This window comes from Rheinheimera texasensis DSM 17496 (assembly GCF_000711985.1).
Classification (GTDB): domain Bacteria; phylum Pseudomonadota; class Gammaproteobacteria; order Enterobacterales; family Alteromonadaceae; genus Pararheinheimera; species Pararheinheimera texasensis.
Window position 1 is genome coordinate 312,617 of sequence record NZ_KL544007.1, and the last position, 17,916, is coordinate 330,532.

Sequence of the window (17,916 nt, forward strand, 5' to 3'; positions counted from 1 at the left end):
GGTTCAGCCGCCTGACAATACCGGCAGATAACAGCGTAATGCCAGACCAATACCCAGGCTGATGCTGATACTGAGCAAAGTGCCGAGTAGCACATATTCGGTGAATTTGACGTCCTGGGCGCGGGATAAATCGCCAAAACGGAAAATTGACTTGGCAGCCAGTAAAAAGCCAACCGCAGCAAACTGATCCAGCAGAACAAAGGTCAGCAACAGGGCGCGTTCCAGCATACCGATATAATGGCCGCCGGCTAATAGACCCTGAACCGGTAGCGCCAGCAATTCCGGCCGCCAGCTGCGCAGCAGCTGACCAATCAGCACTGAAGCCGGCGTTAACACCAGCAGGTAAGCTATGCCGACAACCAGCCAACCCGCCGGTAGCCGGGGTGGCCACCATTGCCAGTTATCGGTGTAGGCTGACCAGAGCAGCAGCAGCACGGTCAGGTGGGCCAGCTGGTCCAGTAAAAAAGCCGCAAGACCGTTATTGCTGTAGGACTTGGCGACATCAATCAAATAATGGCTACCGCCTATGGTGAGTGCCAGTAATACGGCCATCAGGCTGTCATGCTGCCAGCCATAACCCCATTGCCACACTAATAATGCCAGCAGGCTCAGCCCCATATGGACTGAGACATGTAACTGCAATTTCGGTGATTTAAAATGCCATTTCAGTCGGTCTTTGACCCAGCTCAGCGGCTGCAGGTAAAAATCACCAAGAACATGCGCCAGCAACAACAACAATAACAAATCCAGGTCAGTCATTGATTGTCGCTCCGTGGTGCCCGGCATAACGCTCGGTGAAATAATCTACGACCTGACTGATTAAACCGTACTGAGCCTGATTGAGCAAATGGGTGATATTGACCCTGGACGTTTGAAAAGCTGTGGCCAGTTGCTGATGCGCTGGCCGTTGCTGTTGCAGATAGGCCAGCAGCACAGCGGCCTGGCGCGCGGTCAGTTGTTGCAGCTGTACCGACACCAGCTGCAACAGTAGTTGTTCTGCGGTTGTTAGTGGCTGTTGTGGGTCAAGCCAGTCCCAGTATTGTTCCTGCAGCCGGTCAAGCAGCTGGCCGGACAAGGTAAAAGCCTGACCGGTCGACTGATTTAAATCTGCGCGTAGTTGTTCGGCCGGCGCGACCGCAATCGCGATCCGGGCGTCCGATCGCAGGCTCAACAGCGTGAGCCTGGTTTGCAGGGCCGCGATAAAAGCTTGCGCTGGCAGGGTCGCGAGCTGGAAACCGTCGCCGCGAAACAGTACCGGCGGGGCTATACCCGGAGGGCAGAATTGCTGCAGGCATTGTTGCAGGGCCTGCAACAGCGCCGGATAACGACTGGTGTCGATGGCTGAAGAACGCACCAGATCGCCGGTCAGGATGGCATATGATGTCATAACAAACTCCGGCTTTAGTCTGGTTCTGAGCATAGCGGATTTGTTGATGTAATCAAATTTAATTACATTCTCATAGGTAATCTAATTTAATTACATGTGTAGTTGGCCGGATAGCCACTGCCAGAGAGGGGAGCCGCAGACGTAACCCTATAGTTACGCCTGCGCTGCTGGTGGATTAATGCCCTGATAATAACAAGACCTGCGCGCTATTGGCTTTAAGGCTCAGCGGCATGGTGGCAACTCCGGCGTCGACCCGCAACGTCAGCGCATTTCCGCTGAATAATTCAGTGAGGGTCAGCGGGCCGCTGTTCAACTGCCATTGTTGCACCAGCTCAGCCGGTAACTGCAGTTTAAACCGTGCTGCGGTATCGGCGAAATTAGCCACCACAATCAAGCGTTGCGTAGCATGGCTGCGGGCGAAGACCAGCATCTGTTCGCTGTAACCCGGTGTCTGTAAATGTTGTTGATGTAACGGATAGAGTTCACCCCGCAGTGCCGGTGCTGTGGCGCTGAAATGCAGCAGCTGCTGGTAAAATTGTCGCAGCTCACGCTGTGCCGGCGTCAGATTACCGCCGTCATATTTGCCACCATTAAGCCAACCCTGATGTGCCGGCACCCCGGCATAATCAAAAATACTGGTGCGGCTTGGCTGACCGAAACCACTGGCCAGCGCCCCGGCTTCACCCACTTCCTGCCCGAAATACAACATGGTAGGGGCGGTGCCAATCAGTGTGGATACAACCATCGCCGGCTTGCCTTTGATTGCATTGCCGGCAAATTCCGGACTTGCGATGCGCTGCTCGTCATGATTCTCCAGAAACTTCAGCATGTGCCGGTCGATGTCCTGCACCTGTTGCTGCGCGGCCATTACGGCAGAGGCGTTGCCTTTGCCCTGCATCAGCAGTTTCAGGCTGTCATAAAATCCAACTTTGTCATACAGATAATCCATTTTGCCAAGCTGAATGTAATCGCGGTACAGCTGCGGCTGATACACTTCGGCCAGTAGCAGTGCGTCCGGCTTTTTTTGTTTAATCTGGCTGTTCAGATAGCTCCAGAACTCAACCGGCACCATTTCTGCCATGTCATAACGAAAACCATCTACGCCCATATCTAACCAGAATTGCGTGATATCGCGAAATTTCAGCCAGGAATCCGGTACGGATTTGTCTTGCCAGAAGGCCAGATGCTCGGCAGCCGGGCGGCTGGCGAAGTCGGCGGGCAGCCGCTCGAAGTCATAGCTGCCGTCAGGCTTCACGCCATAGTTAATTTTGACGGTTTCAAACCAGTCATTAAAATCCGGCCGCGCGGCGCGGGCACCGTTGCCGGTCCATTTCGCCGGATTTTCGGCAAACTTGCCGTCAGCTAATGGATGGGACTCGCCGCCTAATGGCGCGAAACCGGCCGGATACACCGGCACTTCAAAGGCCTGACCCGGGACATAATAAAAATTGTTATTGCGGGCATATTCAACCGAAGTGTCATCGTCAGCGCCAAAATCACGCACGCCGGCAGGTTTGCCCAAAGACTGATAATGCCGGGCGACGTGATTCGGCACTATGTCGATAATGACGCGGATGCCGTGTTGGTGTGCCCGCTGTAACAGAGCCTGAAATTCGGCCATGCGCTGCGCCGGGTCGACCGCGAGATCCGGGTTGACGCTGTAATAATCTTTCACCGCATAAGGCGAGCCGGCGCGGCCTTTGACCACATCCGGGTCGTCGGCGCTGATGCCATAAGCGCTGTAATCAGCGATCAGCGCGTGATGCGGCACCCCGGTCAGCCACAAATGCGACACGCCCATTTGTTTCAGCGCGAGCAGTGCCGCATCGTTGATGTCGTTGAATTTACCAACGCCGTTTTCTGCCGCCGTTCCCCAGGCTTTATTGGTTGGGTTGCTGTTGCCAAACAAGCGGGTGAAGGCCTGATAAATGACTACTTTGCCGGCAGGTTCCTGCATCGCAGCTGTGCTCATGGGGACAGGCCGGGCGTTGATCTGAACATCGGACGGCGCTGGTTTACAGGCACCGAGCAGCAATGCTGCTGTGCAAATTGAAGCTAATAAACTGAATTTCATCATGATTTTTCATTTTTGCTTAAGTTCCGGATAACGAGCATGCTAGCACGCAGCAGCTGTGTTGCTGCAACTGTCGCCGTTGCATACGTTTGCAGCTGCGGCGTTAAGCATTGTAGCGCCGATCAAGCTGGTCAATCAGTTCCAGCAGATATTGATTGTCAGCCGCCTGCGGTCGCTCAGGCCGCACGGCACCGGTTTCTGTCAGGACCAGCACCGCATCACCGGCAGTAAAATACACATGATGGCCAAAAAAGCTGACCGCCACCGACAGATCCTGTAAGCGGTAACCGCAACCATAAGGCGTGTCAGCGACCACGCCAAAATGTTCAGTGGTAGCAAATACCCGTAACAATTTCTGACTCGATGGTAAAGTGGACATAGGCAGCGGACTGGTTCCGGCTATTTGTACAAGTGCAGACCCTAGCATAGTTCAGTCAGGTTTAACCTGTTATCCCAGGAGTTTAATCATCACCATGCGGACTTTCCAAATGACAACAATTCTGGCAACGCTGTTTGCCATGCAGTTGCCAATATCACTGCCGGCGCAAGCCAAGGCTATTAACGCGACAGCATCCGGCACCGCGTTGCTGCAGGCGTTGCAGCCTTATTGCGGCAAAGCCTTTGCCGGCAAACTCATTACCAACGCAGCAGAAGATGCCGCGATGGCGGGACAAATGCTTGTTGTGCATGTGGCCAATTGCCGCGCCGGTGAAGTGCGGATGCCGTTTCATGTCGGTGAGGACCGCTCCCGTACCTGGGTGCTACGCGAATTGCCACAAGGGCTGCAGCTGAAACATGATCACCGCCATCAGGATGGCAGCCATGATGAGTTGACGATGTACGGCGGTTTATCCTCTGACGCGGCCGGTGCGCTGACGGTACGTTTTCCGGCGGATGCCTACAGTAAACTGATGTTTCAGGCTTTAGGCAGAACCGCAGCGCCGGCCAATGTCTGGTCTTTTACGCTGGAACCGGGTCAGCAGCTGATTTACCGGTTAAGCCGGCCTGGCCGCGAATTCGCTGTGGCGTTCGACCTGAGCCGGCCGGTTCCGCTGCCGCCACCGGCCTGGGGGGCACCGGCGACGCATTCACACTGAATCAATGCGCTTAAGTGCACTGAGGTTGAGGCTGCCGGTGCTGGTACTTCTGCGCCTGCTTTAGTAACATCAGGCGGCTGTCACCCTCGATGGCAACCTGATAACGACAACAATCACCCCAGGTGATGGAGATTTTATGAAACCACAATTCTGGTTTTCAGGAACATGGTTAGCACTCAGTGCCTGCCTGAGCCTGGCGGCCTGTCAGAAGCAGCCAGAACCGGCAGCAACGACAGCAGCGCCGGCAGCAGCCACAGCCGAACAGGTAGCTCCGGCTGCTTTGCCGGACACTGAGTTCAACCCAAAGCTTGCTGAATACATTAAAACCTTATCCTCTGATGAGTTCCAGGGGCGGATGCCGGCCACCAAAGGCGAAGAACTGACGCTGGCGTATCTGTCTGAGCAGTTCAAACGTATCGGCTTAAAACCGCTCAGTGACGGCAGCTACATTCAACCGGTACAGCTTGTACAGATTGATCCGAAAGAAGTGTCAGAAATGACCTTCAGCGGTGACAAAGCGCCGGCGCCTTTTAAATACCGTGACCAGATGTTTACCTGGACGACGCGGGTCACTGAATTCAGCGAAATCAAAGATTCTGAGCTGGTGTTTGTCGGTTATGGCATCGTCGCACCGGAATATGACTGGAACGACTACGAAGGCCTTGATGTGAAAGGCAAAACCGTGGTGATGTTTGTTAACGATCCGGGTTTTGCTACCCAGGATCCGAAACTGTTCACCGGCAATGCCATGACTTATTACGGCCGCTGGACTTACAAATTTGAAGAAGCAGCCCGCCAGGGCGCTGCCGGTGCGCTGATTGTGCATGAAACCGATGCGGCGTCATACGGCTGGCATGTGGTCGCCGGTGGTTCTGCTACCAAATTTGACCTGATCAATCCAAACAAAAACGCCGATCGCGCGGCCATTGAAGGTTGGGTCACTACTGAGTCGGCCAATACGCTGTTTGGTGTCATTGGTGAAAATATCGAGTCAATGCGCAAAAAAGCGCTGAGCAAAGATTTTGCGCCGATTCCGCTTGGTATCAAAGCGTCAGTGTCGGTGAAAAGCAATGTACGCGAGCTGACGTCGGGCAACGTGGTCGGCATCATCGAAGGCAGCGAAAAACCGGATGAAGCCATTTTATACATGGCGCACTGGGACCACCTGGGTCTGGATTTCGCCAATCCGAACAACAAAGTCTTTAATGGCGCGCAAGACAATGCTTCCGGTACCGGCGCACTCATTGCTATGGCGGAATATTTTGCGACGCAGCCGAAACCAAAACGCTCTATTGCCTTTGTTGCAGTGACGGCCGAAGAGCGCGGACTGCTGGGTTCTGCCTGGTATGCCAATCATCCGATCTTCCCGCTGAACAAAACAGTGGCAGGGATTAACATGGACGTTATTAACGTCTATGGCCCGATGAAAGACATGACGGTGGTTGGGTATGGTAATTCCGAGCTGGAAGTCATTCTGAAGAAATACACCGAGCAGCAGGGCCGTTATGTAGCGCCGGAAACTAATCCTTCTGCCGGTTCCTATTACCGCTCAGACCACTTCAACCTGGCGAAAAAAGGCGTGCCGATGTTGTACGCCAAAGGCGGAGTTGACAGTGTTGACCACGGCAAGGAGTGGGGCATCGCCCAGCATGCGGAATTTACCAAGTGCTGCTATCACAAAGTCGAAGATGAGTTTAAAGACAGTTGGGACTTACGCGGTGCGCAGCAGGATATGTTCCTGTATTACCGCGTCGGCCGTGAGCTGGCCGATGACACCAGCGCCTGGCCAAACTGGTTCGAAGGCAAAGAGTTTAAAGCCGCCCGCGATGCGTCTTTAGCGAAATAAACCTTTGATTTAATGAAAAATCCCTGCCCGGCAGGGATTTTTTTTGGCTTCTATTCATCCAGATGTTGAGTCGCCGTTGGCGGCACTCTTTTATCTTTACTGCTGCTTCGCGATTTTTTCAGCACCGTTGCCAGTGGCTCAATCAAATCATTGTGGCGTTGATGCAAATAATGAAACAACCCTGCACTGGCTAACACACCGGGCAGGGCGGAAATACCCACTTGTTCGGTTTTGGCCGGCAGTACACTCAGAACCGACTGCCGGTCTTCGAGTAATACGTCAATTTTGCCTTGTGTCAGCATGCCAACAGCCTGCTCCAGCGTGGTGACCGGCACCGGATGCCCGGCATACTCAACCTGGCTTGCTAAGCGAAAACCACGGACATAACCGATACGCAGCTGTTTTTGCAGCGGCCATTGCCGCAGATTTTGTAGCTGTGCGGTGCGGACAAAAGCCAGTAATTCGATGCGCGCAAGTTCCACCGGCACTTGTTTGAGTTCGGCAAATTCCTGCTGGATACCGTCGATGCGGAATAATTCGCCATCATACAGACCGCGATTGGCCATTTGCAGCGAGCGTCCGGCCGGCAGACGGACCAATTGCATCTGATAACCGAGCCGGCCATAAGCCCGGCGCAGCTGTTGTTCGATTTGGCTGGAAAACTCTGACTGACTGAGGCTGGTGGCAATTTGCAGCTGATGCGTTGATGACGGTTTGGGCTGCTGCGCAGCAGGCGGCTTTGTGGTTGTCAGTTTTGTTGCTGGTGGCGCTGCCACAGGCAGTTCTGAAGCAAAAAGTGGCAACGCCAAAACCAGGCTCAAACACCCATTTAGCCAGCATGAGGCCATCCGTACTCCCGTCCGCAGCTTTTGTTACGCTGCTATGAAACACCTTGTTCTTATCCGACTATACCCAGTCTGTGGTTATTGCGGCAGTTGTCAGACAAAAAAAAGCCCGCGATTGCGGGCTTAGTAAGCAGTATCAGAATTTGTAGTCCTGCACTTTCAGGCCCAGCGTTTCAAGCTGGTCCAACTGCGGCCTGATTTCTTTGGCCGGACCTACAACCACAACGCTGAAAGATGCCGGGTCCAGATGGCGTTTTGCCAGCTGATTCAGCTCGTCCAACGTTATATCGCGGACGATTTGATTGCGCTGTTGGGTGAAATCAGCGGCCAGCTGATACTGTAGAATTGCGGCCATAAACCCAAGTTTGGCGCCTGGCGTTTCATAGGCGAGGGCATCCGACTGATTAATGGCTTTGCGCATAAACTCCAGTTCTTGCGGCGTCATGCCCTGTTGCTGGTAGCGGCTGATTTCTTTGTAAAATTCCGCAATAGATGCTGCAGTGACGTCGGCGCGCACTGCTGCCGAGGCGCTGTACAAGCCGGCATAACGGTCAGCACTGAAGCCACTGCGGGCGCCATAGGTGTAGCCTTTATCTTCGCGCAGATTCAGGTTGATCCGACTGTTAAAGTTGCCGCCCAGCACAAAGTTCATCAGGCCGGCGCGGAAATATTCGCCGGTGAAATCTCTGCTCAGGCTACGCTTGACGATGCGGATCTCGGATTGTGGTGCGTCCGGTTTATCGATGAGATAAATGGTGCCTGCTTTGGCAATAGCATCCGGGATTTGTACTTGCCGCTCCGCCGCATCACCTTGCCAACGTTGCAGCCTTGGTTGCAGTTCCGCCAGCACTTGCGTCTGAGGCAGGTCAGATACCAGAATGAGTTCAGCCCGGCCCGGTTTAAACAGACGCCGGGCATAAGCTTTGACATCCGCAAGCGTCAGCGTACTCACCGACTGCAGCGTGCCTTGATTTGGATAGGCGCTGATATGATCACCATACATCAGCTGTTGCACGGCGTGGGATGCCATAAAACCGGCATCTTTTTCCGCATGTTGAATGCCTTGCAGGGTTTGCTGGCGCAGCCGCTCAAAATCCTGCGGATTAAAGCCCGGCAACAGCAGTTTCTCCATCAGCAGTTCTAAGGTCTGTGGCAGGTTTTTGCTGAGGCTTTGTACCGATACTTCCAGATATTCGTCACCGGCAGAAAAGCTGATGGATGACCCGAGTTTTTCCAGCGCCAGACTCATTTGCTCGGTACTTTTGAGCAGGGTGCCTTCATCCAACAGCGCAGCCAGCAATTGGCTGATGCCAACTTGTGCCGGGGTTTCGTCATAGAGGCCGAGCGGAATACGCAGCAATAATGACGTAGTTGGTGTTTCCTGGCTTTGTGCACCCAGCACCCGGATACCGTTACTCAGGCTCTGCTGCCAGGTTGTTGGTAACTCAATAGCGGGGTTCGCGCCGGCCTGCGGAATTTTACTGCGATCCAGATTGTCTTTGACTGGTCGCAGCTGCAAATCTTCCGCTTTGGTGGTAGAAGGGCCACCAAAATCATGCTGGACCGGCGTGAAGTTGTCGGCTTTGGCAATCAGCTGGCGCTGGCCTTTAGGCACCACACTCATAATGACCGCGGCTTTACCTTTTAAATACTGCTGATAAACGCGCTCGACATCGGCCTTGCTGACGCTCTGGTAGCGGGCCAAATCGGCGGCGGTTAAATCTGGCTCACCGAAGAAGGTCTCATTCAGGGCCAGCTGACTGACTTTACCTTCGACACTTTGCAGGCCAAAGATACTGGCGGCTTCCATCTTGGCTTTGACCTTATTCAGGTCATCGTCGGTCACACCCCGTTGTTCAAATTCGGCCAGACTCTGGCGGATTTGCTGCTCAGTTTCGGCCAGCGATTTAACCGCGCCTGGCGCCGGCAATGCCAGCAAAGTGAATTCACAAGCCAGCTCCTGACAGCCATGGCCAGATTGGGCCTGCACGGCTTTTTGCGTTTTCACCAGATTTTTATACAGCAACGAGTTATTACCGCCACCAAGGATCTCGGCGAGGATGTCCAGCGGCGCTTCGTCAGCATGACGCACATACACAGTGGGGAAGGCCATATACAACAGCGGCAGATGAACATTGTCTTCCATTGAAATGTAACGGTCCTGCGTCAGTGTCACCAATGGTTTGGCTGCAGGTGTCACTTCAGGCCCTTGCGGAATAGCGCCAAAATACTGTTGCACCAGCGGCAGGATTTGCTCCGCTTTGACCGCACCACCAATAGTTAAAGTCGCATTATTCGGGCCGTACCAGCGCAGAAAAAAGGCTTTAACATCATTGACGTTTGCGCGGTTTAAGTCGGCCATATGGCCAATCACCGGCCAGGAATACGGGTGCCCGTCCGGATAAAACGCCTGATCGACCCGCTCTGACAAACGGCCATAAGGCCGGTTATCGACACTTTGGCCGCGTTCGTTTTTCACCGTTTCACGCTGTACTTCAAATTTCTTTTCGGTAACGGCGTTGAGCAGAAAACCCATCCGGTCTGATTCTAACCACAGCACTTTTTCCAGCTGATTGACCGGCACAGTCTGGTAGTAGTTGGTACGGTCGGTATTGGTCGAACCATTCATTTCACCGCCGGCTTCGGTGATGATTTGAAAATGCTGCTCGTCAGCGACATGTTCCGAGCCTTGAAACATCATATGTTCAAAGAAATGTGCAAAACCGGATTTGCCAGGTTCTTCGCGGGCCGACCCGACATGATAAGTGACATCGACATGCACCAGCGGATCGGACGCATCTTCGTGCACGATCACCGTCAAACCATTCGACAGCCGATACTTTTTATAGGGAATAGCCACTGCGGCGACAGGCTTGCTGGCATCTTTCACCAGGCTGACTCCGGCGGGCAGAGCCGCCGCTTCAGTTGCAGTGTTGGTGGCTTGCTGACAACCGGCAAGCAACAGGCTGAGGCTCAGCAGTGATAAAGCGAATGTTTTCATCAATACTCCGGGCAAAAACTGCTTGTTGGCAATTACTAAGGTGAAAGGGGCTACCAGTAGAAAACTGGGGGCTGGCTGCACTTTAAATTTCTGAAACAAAAAATCAACATATTCTGCATCTGATGCGTCGTGTGCCTGCATAGTTGCGGCTAATGGCCATGAGCCGCGGAGGCTGCGCTGACCGGCGCCGGTCGTCCGTGCTGTCCGCTGTCCGCATGCTGGCGGACAGAAAAAGTGTCCGCGGACAGCTGGGAATCACTGTGCTTAATCGCAAGATATTGAAAAATAATAAAAATAAAGTTGGCATGTCAACTGCAATACCAGTGGGTAACCCGACGCCGCACACTGTTCGCGGCCCGCAACGGACAGAGGATAAGAGAAAAGATGATCAAAGGTACAGAGCAACAGGATGTACGGATTGAAAAAGTACCACAAACGCCGGTGTTGAAACTGGCTGCGGCTTTCGCCGGCATCAGTCTGTTGTTATGGGGCAGCTATCAGCTGATGTTTTCGACCGGCGCCAATGCGGCCATGGTGCTGGCGCGCAGTGAAGTACAAACCGCTGTGGTCAGCCGCGGTGATTTTGTCCGCGATTTGGCGGTGCAGGGCAAAGTCGTTGCCGCCAACGCGCCAACACTGGTCAGTCAGCAGGACGGCTTAGTGCGTTTTGTCAAACAACCGGGTGAAGCCGTCACCATTGGTGATTTGCTGGCGGTGGTGGAAAGCCCGAGTTTAGAAAACGAAGTGAAACAACAACAAGCGCTGTTGTTGTCGATGCAGTCTGAGCATGAACGCGCCAAACTGCTGGCCCGCGAACAGCAGCTGGATATGCAGCAAATCGAAAGCTCAGCGGCTGTCAATCTGCAGGCTGCCAAACGTGAACTGGCGCGCGCCGAGCAATCGATGCAGCTTGGGGTGATGCGTCAGATTGATTTGGATATCGCCCGCGACAAGCTGGCGCAAACCGAACTTGAATACAAACATGCCCGCGCCAAAGTGGCGCTCGCCGCTGACAAACTGAACTTTGAGCAGAAGTCCGGCGAGCAAAGTCTGGCGCGTCAGGCTCTGGTAGTGGCGGAGCTGGAACGCAAACTGGCGGCACTACAAATCAAAGCGCCGGTGACCGGTCAGGTCGGTAACTGGCTGGCCACTCAGCAAACTCAAGTCCTGACCGGGCAGGGCCTGCTGACCGTCATCGATTTAAGCCAATACGAAGCAGAACTCAGCGTGCCGGAAAACTACGCGGCCGATTTATCGCCGGGCCTGGCGGTGGAAGTGACGCTGAACGGCCAGAAATTGGCAGGCCAGCTGTCGCATGTGGCGGCAGAAGTCAAAGACAGTAACGTCACAGCCCGGGTGCGCTTTGCCGATCAGGACGCCAAAGCGTTGCGGCAAAACCAACGGGTCACGGGCCGCATCGTGTTTGACGAACGGAAAAATGTGCTGCGTATCGCCCGAGGTGAATTTGTTTCCAGCGGGGGTGGCCGCATCGGTTACCGGCTGGAGCAGGATGTGGCGGTGCGCACCCCCCTGGAACTGGGCGCTTTATCGGTGCAATGGGTCGAAATCATCAACGGCGCGAAAGAAGGCGATGAGCTGGTGGTCTCCAGTCTGACGGAATTTAAAGATGCCGCCCGGGTGCGGCTGAACTGAACAAAACAGAAGATCATAAGGACGAATAACATGATTAAAATCAATAATCTGAGCAAAATTTTCCGCACTGAACTGATTGAAACCCATGCGCTGAAAAACATTCAGTTGCACGTGAGCGAAGGCGAATTTGTCGCGCTGACCGGCCCATCCGGCTCGGGCAAATCCACACTGCTGAACGTTTTGGGCACGCTGGAACACTTTGACAGCGGCGATTATTTGCTGGATGGCCAATCAGTCAAAGGCTTGTCGGACAAAGCTTTATCAGCGCTGCGTAATGAAAAAATCGGTTTTATCTTTCAGGGTTTTAACCTGATTAAAGACTACAGCCTGTTTGACAATATCGAATTGCCGCTGCGCTATCGCGGTTTTAACGCCGCCGAGCGTAAACGCCGGGTTGAACATGCGCTGGAGCAGGTGGGCCTTGCCGCGCGGCGCGATTATCACCCCAGTCAGTTGTCCGGTGGTCAGCAACAACGCGTTGCGATTGCCCGCGCGATTGCCGGTCAGCCACGTATTCTGCTGGCGGACGAACCCACCGGGAACCTGGATTCCCTGATGGCGCGTCAGGTGATGGAGCTGCTGGAACAAATCAACCAAAACGGCTGCACCATTTTGATGGTGACACACGACCCGGAACAAGCCCGCCGTGCCGGCCGGCAGGTGCAGATCATCGACGGACAGCTGAGCGATGCGGCGATGTATGACCCGCTGGCACACAATAACGCGCATGCGCAAAGCAGCCCTGTGGCCGTGGCTTAAGGAGAGGGTCATGGAACAGTTTCTGTATTACCTCAAAGTCAGCCTGAAAAGCATTCGCCGTGCGCCTTTGCCGTATGCACTGACCATCCTGATTTTAAGCCTGGGTCTTGGCGTATTTTTCGCCAATGCGACCTTTTATTACCGCTTAAATGCCGACCCTTTGCCGCATAAAAGCGACAAATTATTTTTCCCGTTTATGAATCTGGTGCCTTATGAGTGTCAGAACTGTGAACCGCCCAATGTGCTCAGTTACAGCAATGTGCAAAAGCTGAGTGCGACCGATATCCCATCGGCCAAAGCGGCGATGTACAGCGCCGATGGTTATTTACGTTTAACGCCACAACAGCCTCCACTACCGGTAAAAATCCGCCTGACCCAGCCTGATTTCTTCCGCATGTTTGAAGTGCCGTTTTTGCATGGTTCCGTCTGGCCGGATGCCAGCGCCCGAGCGGAAGTGATCTTAAGCCGGCATACGGCTGAAAAATTATTCGGTGAGACTGATGTGGTCGGCCGTCGCCTGACGCTGGATGACTTTGAGTACACAGTCTCGGCGGTACTGGCGGACTGGACTATGCTGCCGCGCTTGTTTGACGCCAATAATAACAATCACTTATCTGAAGTTGAGGATATCTACCTGCCGCTGGAAACCGGCTATGACCGCAATTATTTATCCAATTCGCAATCGTCCAGTTTTCAGGATGCCGACTACCGGAAACTCGCCACCGACGGGCGCACCAAAGCGATTCATCAGCTGCAGTTTTGGGTACAACTCGACACACCTGAACAGCAGCAGGCTTACCGCCAATTTATGGCCAATCTGACCGCTGATGAGAAAAAAGCCGGCCGTCATCCCAGCACCATCAACAATAGACTGGTAGGCATGCGCGATATCGTGGCGCATTTCAATCAGCAGGGCGGCGATATCAAAGCCTTTGCACTGGTGACCTTGCTGTTTTTACTGGTGTGTTTGTTTAACGCCAGCCATTTATCACTGAACCGCTATATAGCCAATCAATATGAAATCAGTTTGCGTCGCGCCTTAGGAGCCAGTCGTTGGCACATTCAGCAGCAGGCGATGGCGGATGTATTGCTGATGGCGGGCATTACCTCAGTAGCAGCGTTGTTGATTGGTTATAGCGGCATCAGCCTGATGAATTACCTGCTGCCGGCGAACCGCTTGTTTTCCAGCTGGGACTGGGCGCTGTTGTTAAGCCTGTTGGCCGTGACACTGGGCTGCAGTTATCTGGTCACTTTGTATCCATCCCTGCGTGCATCATTTGGCGCGCTGAATCAGCAACTGAAGGAATAAGTCATGATTTCGCTGCATTTAATTCTCAAATCGATGTTACGCCGCAAAGTCGTCACCAGCTTGTTGCTGGTGCAACTGGCCCTGACACTGGCGTTGTTGTCCAACAGTAGCTTGCTGGCACTGCAGACCTGGAACCAGCTGAGCCAGCCGACCGGCCTGGATTTAGACAACATTTTGTATGTGTCGCTTAAGCCGACCAGCAAAAACCTGCAGGAATACCCGGCCTTTGCTGATTTGCTGGAGCGTCAGTTGGCTGCAGTGCGGCAGATGCCGGGCGTTGCCGCCGTGTCATTTACCAACCAGTCTCCTTTGATGGAAGGGGGTTCGAATGGCAACGTCAATGACGAAAACAACCGCGAAAATAATACGCAAAGTGTGCCGCAATATACGGTTTCGCCGGACTTCTTAAAGGTGCTGCAGCTGGATGTGCTGGAAGGGGAGATCCCGCAAAAGATCGAGGCCTGGGATGGCGAAAGCACAGTGCCGGTAGTGTTGACCAAAAGTCTGGCCGAACGGGTATTTCCCGGGAAATCAGCCATTGGTCAGCTGACCAACGGTGGCCCTGTTGCGGCAGTGATTGAAGATTTTTATGGCCAGCGTAATGCTGAGCGGGTGATGTACAACCGTCTGCAAATCGCGCAAATTTATGGTGTAGCCTGGGGCTACGGCATTATTTTGCGGGTAGAGCCAGGACAAGCGCAGCATATCCGTAGCCAAATTCCGGACGTTCTGAAAACCGCGGATTCGAATATTGAAATTTTCTCGGTACGGACTATGGATGAGCAGTTACACCGGATGTTCCGCAATGAGTTTGGCCTGGCGACTTTATTGGCCGTATTAAGCGGTTTGATGTTGCTGGTGTCGATGATCTCCAGCTACAGCAACGCTCATTTTAATGCGTTAAAACGCCAGCAGGAAATCGGTATCAAGCGAGCGCTTGGCGCCAGCAAACACAGTATTCTACTGGAGATGCTGACGGAAAACTGGTGCACTACCGCGGCCGGCGCAGGTGTTGGGATAGTGGCGGCCTGGTTGCTGAATCAGGCGCTGGCGTTGGTCATCAGCATTCCGGCATTACCGGTCTGGTTACCGCTGAGCGCCTTGTTGATGTTAATGTGTTGTGTCACGCTAGCCACATGGTATCCTGCCACAATCGCCACCCGGGTGTCGCCGGCAACCGCAACTAAGACTTTGTAACTCATGGCAAAAATACTGGTAATTGATGATAACGACGCGGTGCTCACCGCGTTGTTAACCTTGTTCCGGCTGGAAGGCTACCAGGTTCTGACGGCAACAGATCCGTCGCAGGCGCTGGCTTTGTTGCAGACCGAACCGGTGGACCTGATTCTGCAGGATATGAATTTTGCCAAAGGCGAAATGACTGGCAGCCAGGGCAAAAACCTGTTTTACCAGCTGCGGACTTCATATCCACAGCTGCCGGTGGTGCTGATGACCGCCTGGACTGCGCTCGATATGGTAGTGGAGCTGGTCAAAGCCGGTGCCTGTGACTATATCGCCAAGCCCTGGGATGACCAGCGTCTGCTGATGACAGTGCAAAATGCACTGAAATTAAAACAGTTGCAGGACCAGCAACGTGATGCGGATCGCAAACAACAAGAGCGGCAGCAGGCTTTCGCCGGTAAAGATCTATGTGGTCTGGTGTTTGCCAGCACGGCGATGGAGCGGCTACTGCAAACAACGTTGCAGCTGGCACCATCGCAGGCGGCGGTGCTCATCACCGGTGAAAACGGTAGTGGCAAAGAGGGCATTGCACAGATTTTACATGCCAACTCGCCGCGTGCCACGAAACCGCTGGTGAAGGTCAATATGGGCGCTTTGCCGGCCGACTTGATGGAAGCTGAGCTGTTTGGCGCTGAAGCCGGTGCTTACACTGGCCTCACCAAAGCGCGCATCGGCCGGTTTGAAGCGGCCGATGGCGGTACTTTGTTTCTGGACGAAATCGGCAATTTGTCATTATCCGGCCAGATGAAACTGCTGCGGGTGCTGCAAACCGGCGAATTTGAACGCTTAGGCTCCAGCGTGACCCGCCGGGTCGATGTGCGGTTGCTGTCGGCCACCAACGCAGATTTGACCAGAGCTATTGCACTGGGACAGTTTCGCCAGGACTTGTATTACCGTATCAATGTGGTGCAGTTACAGGTGCCGGCGCTACGCGAGCGGGTCGATGACATTCTGCCACTGGCGCGGCATTTTCTCGGTGGGCACAAACAGCTCAGTCGCGAAGCCGGGCAGCAGCTCTGTCAATATCATTGGCCTGGCAACGTGCGCGAGTTACAAAACGTTTGTCAGCGCGCGCTGTTATTGTGTCAGAGTGAGACGATTTTACCGGCAGATCTGGCGCTCGAAACAGATTCAGGCGCTAAAGCCAGAGCCCTCGACGATATTGCCCGCAGCGACATCGAACAAGCGTTAGCGGCGCATCAGGGCATCGTGTCGCGCGCAGCGAAAGCACTCGGCATTACCCGTCAGGCGCTGTATCGGCGCATGGAGTTTTATGGCATTGCTACGCCTTAAGTTGACCCGAGCCCGCTTATATGGCATCTGCGCGCTGTTGTTTGGCGGTTTTGCCGTGCTGTTGTGGCAGCTGACGCAGCAGTATGTTGTTTTTGCCGGTTACGCTGCTTTAGTGCTGTTGCTGTGGCTATCCCTACGTGGCTACCTCCGGCAACTTGACACTGAAGTGATGGCGCTGAATCTGCAGGCCGACAGCCTACGCGACCAGAGTTTTAATTTTTCAGCCAACCGCGCCGTGCTGCGTGAATTAACGCCGCTGGCCGATGCGCTGAACCAGATGTCGGCGGAGCTGGCGCAACAACGCGCCACTTTGTATCAGCGTGAATTGCTGCTTGATACCGTGCTGCAGACCAACCCCAGTGCTTTAGTGCTGACTGATGAGCAGGGCCGGGTACTGTTCAGTAATCCGGCCGCGCGGCATTTGTTGTCTGGCGGGCGACGTTTTGATGGCAGCTATTTTGCAGAGGTGCTGGCGGATTGGCCGGAACTACAACAGGCCTGTCTGTCAGGCTCGCAAGGCCTTATTCATGCCGGTGATGCGCAAAATGTCTGGCATCTGTCGGTCAGTCCGTTTCGGCTTAATCAACGCGAACATTGGTTGTATCAGCTCAAGCCGATGACGCTGGAGTTTAAACTGGAAGAAATCAAAGCCTGGAAGAAACTTATCCGGGTGATTGGCCATGAACTGAATAACAGTCTGGCGCCGATGTCGTCGCTGGCATTTTCCGGCGCCCGGCTGTTACAAAAGCCGGCTCTGAGTGCGGATGATCAGACACAGCTGGCGCAAATGTTTGCTGTGATTGGTGAACGCGCCGCGCAGCTCAATCAATTTCTGCAGGCCTACCTTAATTTTGCTAAGTTGCCGCCGCCACAGCCTGCACCTGTGCAATTTTCATCGTTGATCAACAGCTTGCAAAATCAATATGAGTTTGAATTAGTTGGGGATCTGCCGCAACAGAGTTGGTTAATCGACCAGGCGCAACTGACGCAGTTGCTGCTGAATGTGCTGAAAAACGCTCAGGAAGCGGGGGCCAGCAGCAATGGCACCACTGTCTGTTTTCGTGAGTCGCCGCAGCAGCTGGTGCTGGAAGTGCAGGACGATGCCGGTGGCTTAAGCGACGAAGTATTGCAATTTGCACTGGTGCCGTTTTATACCACCAAGCCACAAGGCTCCGGCATTGGCCTGACGCTGTGCCGCGACATCATGGCTTCGCACGGCGGCAACCTGGAGCTGTTTAATCAGCCGCCGGGTTTATTAGTGCGGCTTATTTTCCCGCGTAGCCCGGCAGACACCACATTCAAGCCAGCAATAGTCTGAACCTCCGGCTGGGAAAAATGGCGCAGTGCGGGTAGACTGCAGCTTAAATTTTTAGCCATCAAGCCTTCCAGAGATAACTATGCAAGTACAGA

Annotated in this window: 14 protein-coding genes; 8 read left to right on the forward strand and 6 right to left on the reverse strand. The window is 53.9% G+C overall.

Annotated elements, in window-relative coordinates:
- Positions 1 to 3: 3 nt before the first annotated feature.
- From Q399_RS0120680 to Q399_RS0120695, 4 genes are all read right to left on the reverse strand, one after another.
- Complete coding sequence (locus Q399_RS0120680; protein ID WP_031571968.1) at positions 4 to 759, reverse strand: DUF3307 domain-containing protein; 756 nt, start codon at positions 757 to 759, stop codon at positions 4 to 6.
- Positions 752 to 1,387 (reverse strand): hypothetical protein, encoded by a 636-nt coding sequence (locus Q399_RS0120685; RefSeq protein ID WP_031571970.1) that lies wholly within the window; start codon positions 1,385 to 1,387, stop codon positions 752 to 754. The genes Q399_RS0120680 and Q399_RS0120685 overlap by 8 nt, the downstream gene beginning before the upstream one ends.
- A gap of 175 nt (positions 1,388 to 1,562) precedes the next feature.
- Entirely contained in the window at positions 1,563 to 3,464 is a 1,902-nt protein-coding gene (locus Q399_RS0120690; protein WP_084164572.1) for an alpha-amylase family glycosyl hydrolase, read from the reverse strand.
- A 100-nt stretch (positions 3,465 to 3,564) separates the two neighbouring features.
- Positions 3,565 to 3,840 (reverse strand): hypothetical protein, encoded by a 276-nt coding sequence (locus Q399_RS0120695; protein WP_031571974.1) that lies wholly within the window; start codon positions 3,838 to 3,840, stop codon positions 3,565 to 3,567.
- Between the two features lie 109 nt (positions 3,841 to 3,949).
- On the opposite strand from Q399_RS0120695, the gene Q399_RS0120700 reads away from it, so the two are divergent.
- Together Q399_RS0120700 and Q399_RS0120705 are read left to right on the forward strand one after the other, a co-directional pair.
- On the forward strand, positions 3,950 to 4,558 hold the full coding sequence (locus tag Q399_RS0120700; RefSeq protein WP_031571976.1) for a hypothetical protein: 609 nt from the start codon (positions 3,950 to 3,952) through the stop codon (positions 4,556 to 4,558).
- Positions 4,559 to 4,694: 136 nt separating this feature from the next.
- Positions 4,695 to 6,404: a M28 family metallopeptidase gene (locus tag Q399_RS0120705; RefSeq protein ID WP_031571978.1), complete on the forward strand. Its 1,710-nt coding sequence runs from the start codon at positions 4,695 to 4,697 to the stop codon at positions 6,402 to 6,404.
- Positions 6,405 to 6,454: 50 nt separating this feature from the next.
- Here Q399_RS0120705 and Q399_RS0120710 read toward each other — a convergent pair whose 3' ends face one another.
- Both Q399_RS0120710 and Q399_RS0120715 read right to left on the reverse strand, forming a co-directional pair.
- Complete coding sequence (locus tag Q399_RS0120710; protein ID WP_157836364.1) at positions 6,455 to 7,252, reverse strand: hypothetical protein; 798 nt, start codon at positions 7,250 to 7,252, stop codon at positions 6,455 to 6,457.
- A 133-nt stretch (positions 7,253 to 7,385) separates the two neighbouring features.
- Positions 7,386 to 10,250 carry a M16 family metallopeptidase gene (locus Q399_RS0120715; protein ID WP_031571982.1) on the reverse strand — a complete coding sequence of 955 codons (2,865 nt, stop codon included), beginning with the start codon at positions 10,248 to 10,250 and terminating at the stop codon, positions 7,386 to 7,388.
- A 384-nt stretch (positions 10,251 to 10,634) separates the two neighbouring features.
- Here Q399_RS0120715 and Q399_RS0120720 point away from each other — a divergent pair, with 384 nt between their 5' ends.
- From Q399_RS0120720 to Q399_RS21285, 6 genes are read left to right on the forward strand one after another with little or no spacing between them, the layout of a single operon-like run.
- Positions 10,635 to 11,903 carry an efflux RND transporter periplasmic adaptor subunit gene (locus tag Q399_RS0120720; protein WP_031571984.1) on the forward strand — a complete coding sequence of 423 codons (1,269 nt, stop codon included), beginning with the start codon at positions 10,635 to 10,637 and terminating at the stop codon, positions 11,901 to 11,903.
- A 30-nt stretch (positions 11,904 to 11,933) separates the two neighbouring features.
- Positions 11,934 to 12,662, forward strand: coding sequence for an ABC transporter ATP-binding protein (locus Q399_RS0120725; protein WP_031571986.1), 729 nt, complete (start codon positions 11,934 to 11,936; stop codon positions 12,660 to 12,662).
- Between the two features lie 10 nt (positions 12,663 to 12,672).
- Positions 12,673 to 13,971 carry an ABC transporter permease gene (locus tag Q399_RS0120730; protein ID WP_031571988.1) on the forward strand — a complete coding sequence of 433 codons (1,299 nt, stop codon included), beginning with the start codon at positions 12,673 to 12,675 and terminating at the stop codon, positions 13,969 to 13,971.
- Between the two features lie 3 nt (positions 13,972 to 13,974).
- Positions 13,975 to 15,168: an FtsX-like permease family protein gene (locus tag Q399_RS0120735; protein ID WP_245612950.1), complete on the forward strand. Its 1,194-nt coding sequence runs from the start codon at positions 13,975 to 13,977 to the stop codon at positions 15,166 to 15,168.
- A gap of 3 nt (positions 15,169 to 15,171) precedes the next feature.
- A complete protein-coding gene (locus Q399_RS0120740) occupies positions 15,172 to 16,506 on the forward strand; it encodes a sigma-54-dependent transcriptional regulator (protein WP_031571992.1) in 1,335 nt (444 codons plus the stop codon).
- Positions 16,487 to 17,824: a sensor histidine kinase gene (locus tag Q399_RS21285; RefSeq protein ID WP_084164574.1), complete on the forward strand. Its 1,338-nt coding sequence runs from the start codon at positions 16,487 to 16,489 to the stop codon at positions 17,822 to 17,824. Before Q399_RS0120740 ends, Q399_RS21285 begins: the two co-directional genes overlap by 20 nt.
- Positions 17,825 to 17,916: the final 92 nt, after the last annotated feature.

Bases quoted from the DNA above. Each gene is read 5' to 3' on its own strand.
- Q399_RS0120680 (WP_031571968.1), bottom strand. From the start codon at position 759: ATGACTGACCTGGATTTGTTATTGTTGTTGTTGCTGGCGCATGTTCTT.
- Q399_RS0120685 (WP_031571970.1), bottom strand. From the start codon at position 1,387: ATGACATCATATGCCATCCTGACCGGCGATCTGGTGCGTTCTTCAGCC.
- Q399_RS0120690 (WP_084164572.1), bottom strand. From the start codon at position 3,464: ATGATGAAATTCAGTTTATTAGCTTCAATTTGCACAGCAGCATTGCTG.
- Q399_RS0120695 (WP_031571974.1), bottom strand. From the start codon at position 3,840: ATGTCCACTTTACCATCGAGTCAGAAATTGTTACGGGTATTTGCTACC.
- Q399_RS0120700 (WP_031571976.1), top strand. From the start codon at position 3,950: ATGACAACAATTCTGGCAACGCTGTTTGCCATGCAGTTGCCAATATCA.
- Q399_RS0120705 (WP_031571978.1), top strand. From the start codon at position 4,695: ATGAAACCACAATTCTGGTTTTCAGGAACATGGTTAGCACTCAGTGCC.
- Q399_RS0120710 (WP_157836364.1), bottom strand. From the start codon at position 7,252: ATGGCCTCATGCTGGCTAAATGGGTGTTTGAGCCTGGTTTTGGCGTTG.
- Q399_RS0120715 (WP_031571982.1), bottom strand. From the start codon at position 10,250: ATGAAAACATTCGCTTTATCACTGCTGAGCCTCAGCCTGTTGCTTGCC.
- Q399_RS0120720 (WP_031571984.1), top strand. From the start codon at position 10,635: ATGATCAAAGGTACAGAGCAACAGGATGTACGGATTGAAAAAGTACCA.
- Q399_RS0120725 (WP_031571986.1), top strand. From the start codon at position 11,934: ATGATTAAAATCAATAATCTGAGCAAAATTTTCCGCACTGAACTGATT.
- Q399_RS0120730 (WP_031571988.1), top strand. From the start codon at position 12,673: ATGGAACAGTTTCTGTATTACCTCAAAGTCAGCCTGAAAAGCATTCGC.
- Q399_RS0120735 (WP_245612950.1), top strand. From the start codon at position 13,975: ATGATTTCGCTGCATTTAATTCTCAAATCGATGTTACGCCGCAAAGTC.
- Q399_RS0120740 (WP_031571992.1), top strand. From the start codon at position 15,172: ATGGCAAAAATACTGGTAATTGATGATAACGACGCGGTGCTCACCGCG.
- Q399_RS21285 (WP_084164574.1), top strand. From the start codon at position 16,487: ATGGCATTGCTACGCCTTAAGTTGACCCGAGCCCGCTTATATGGCATC.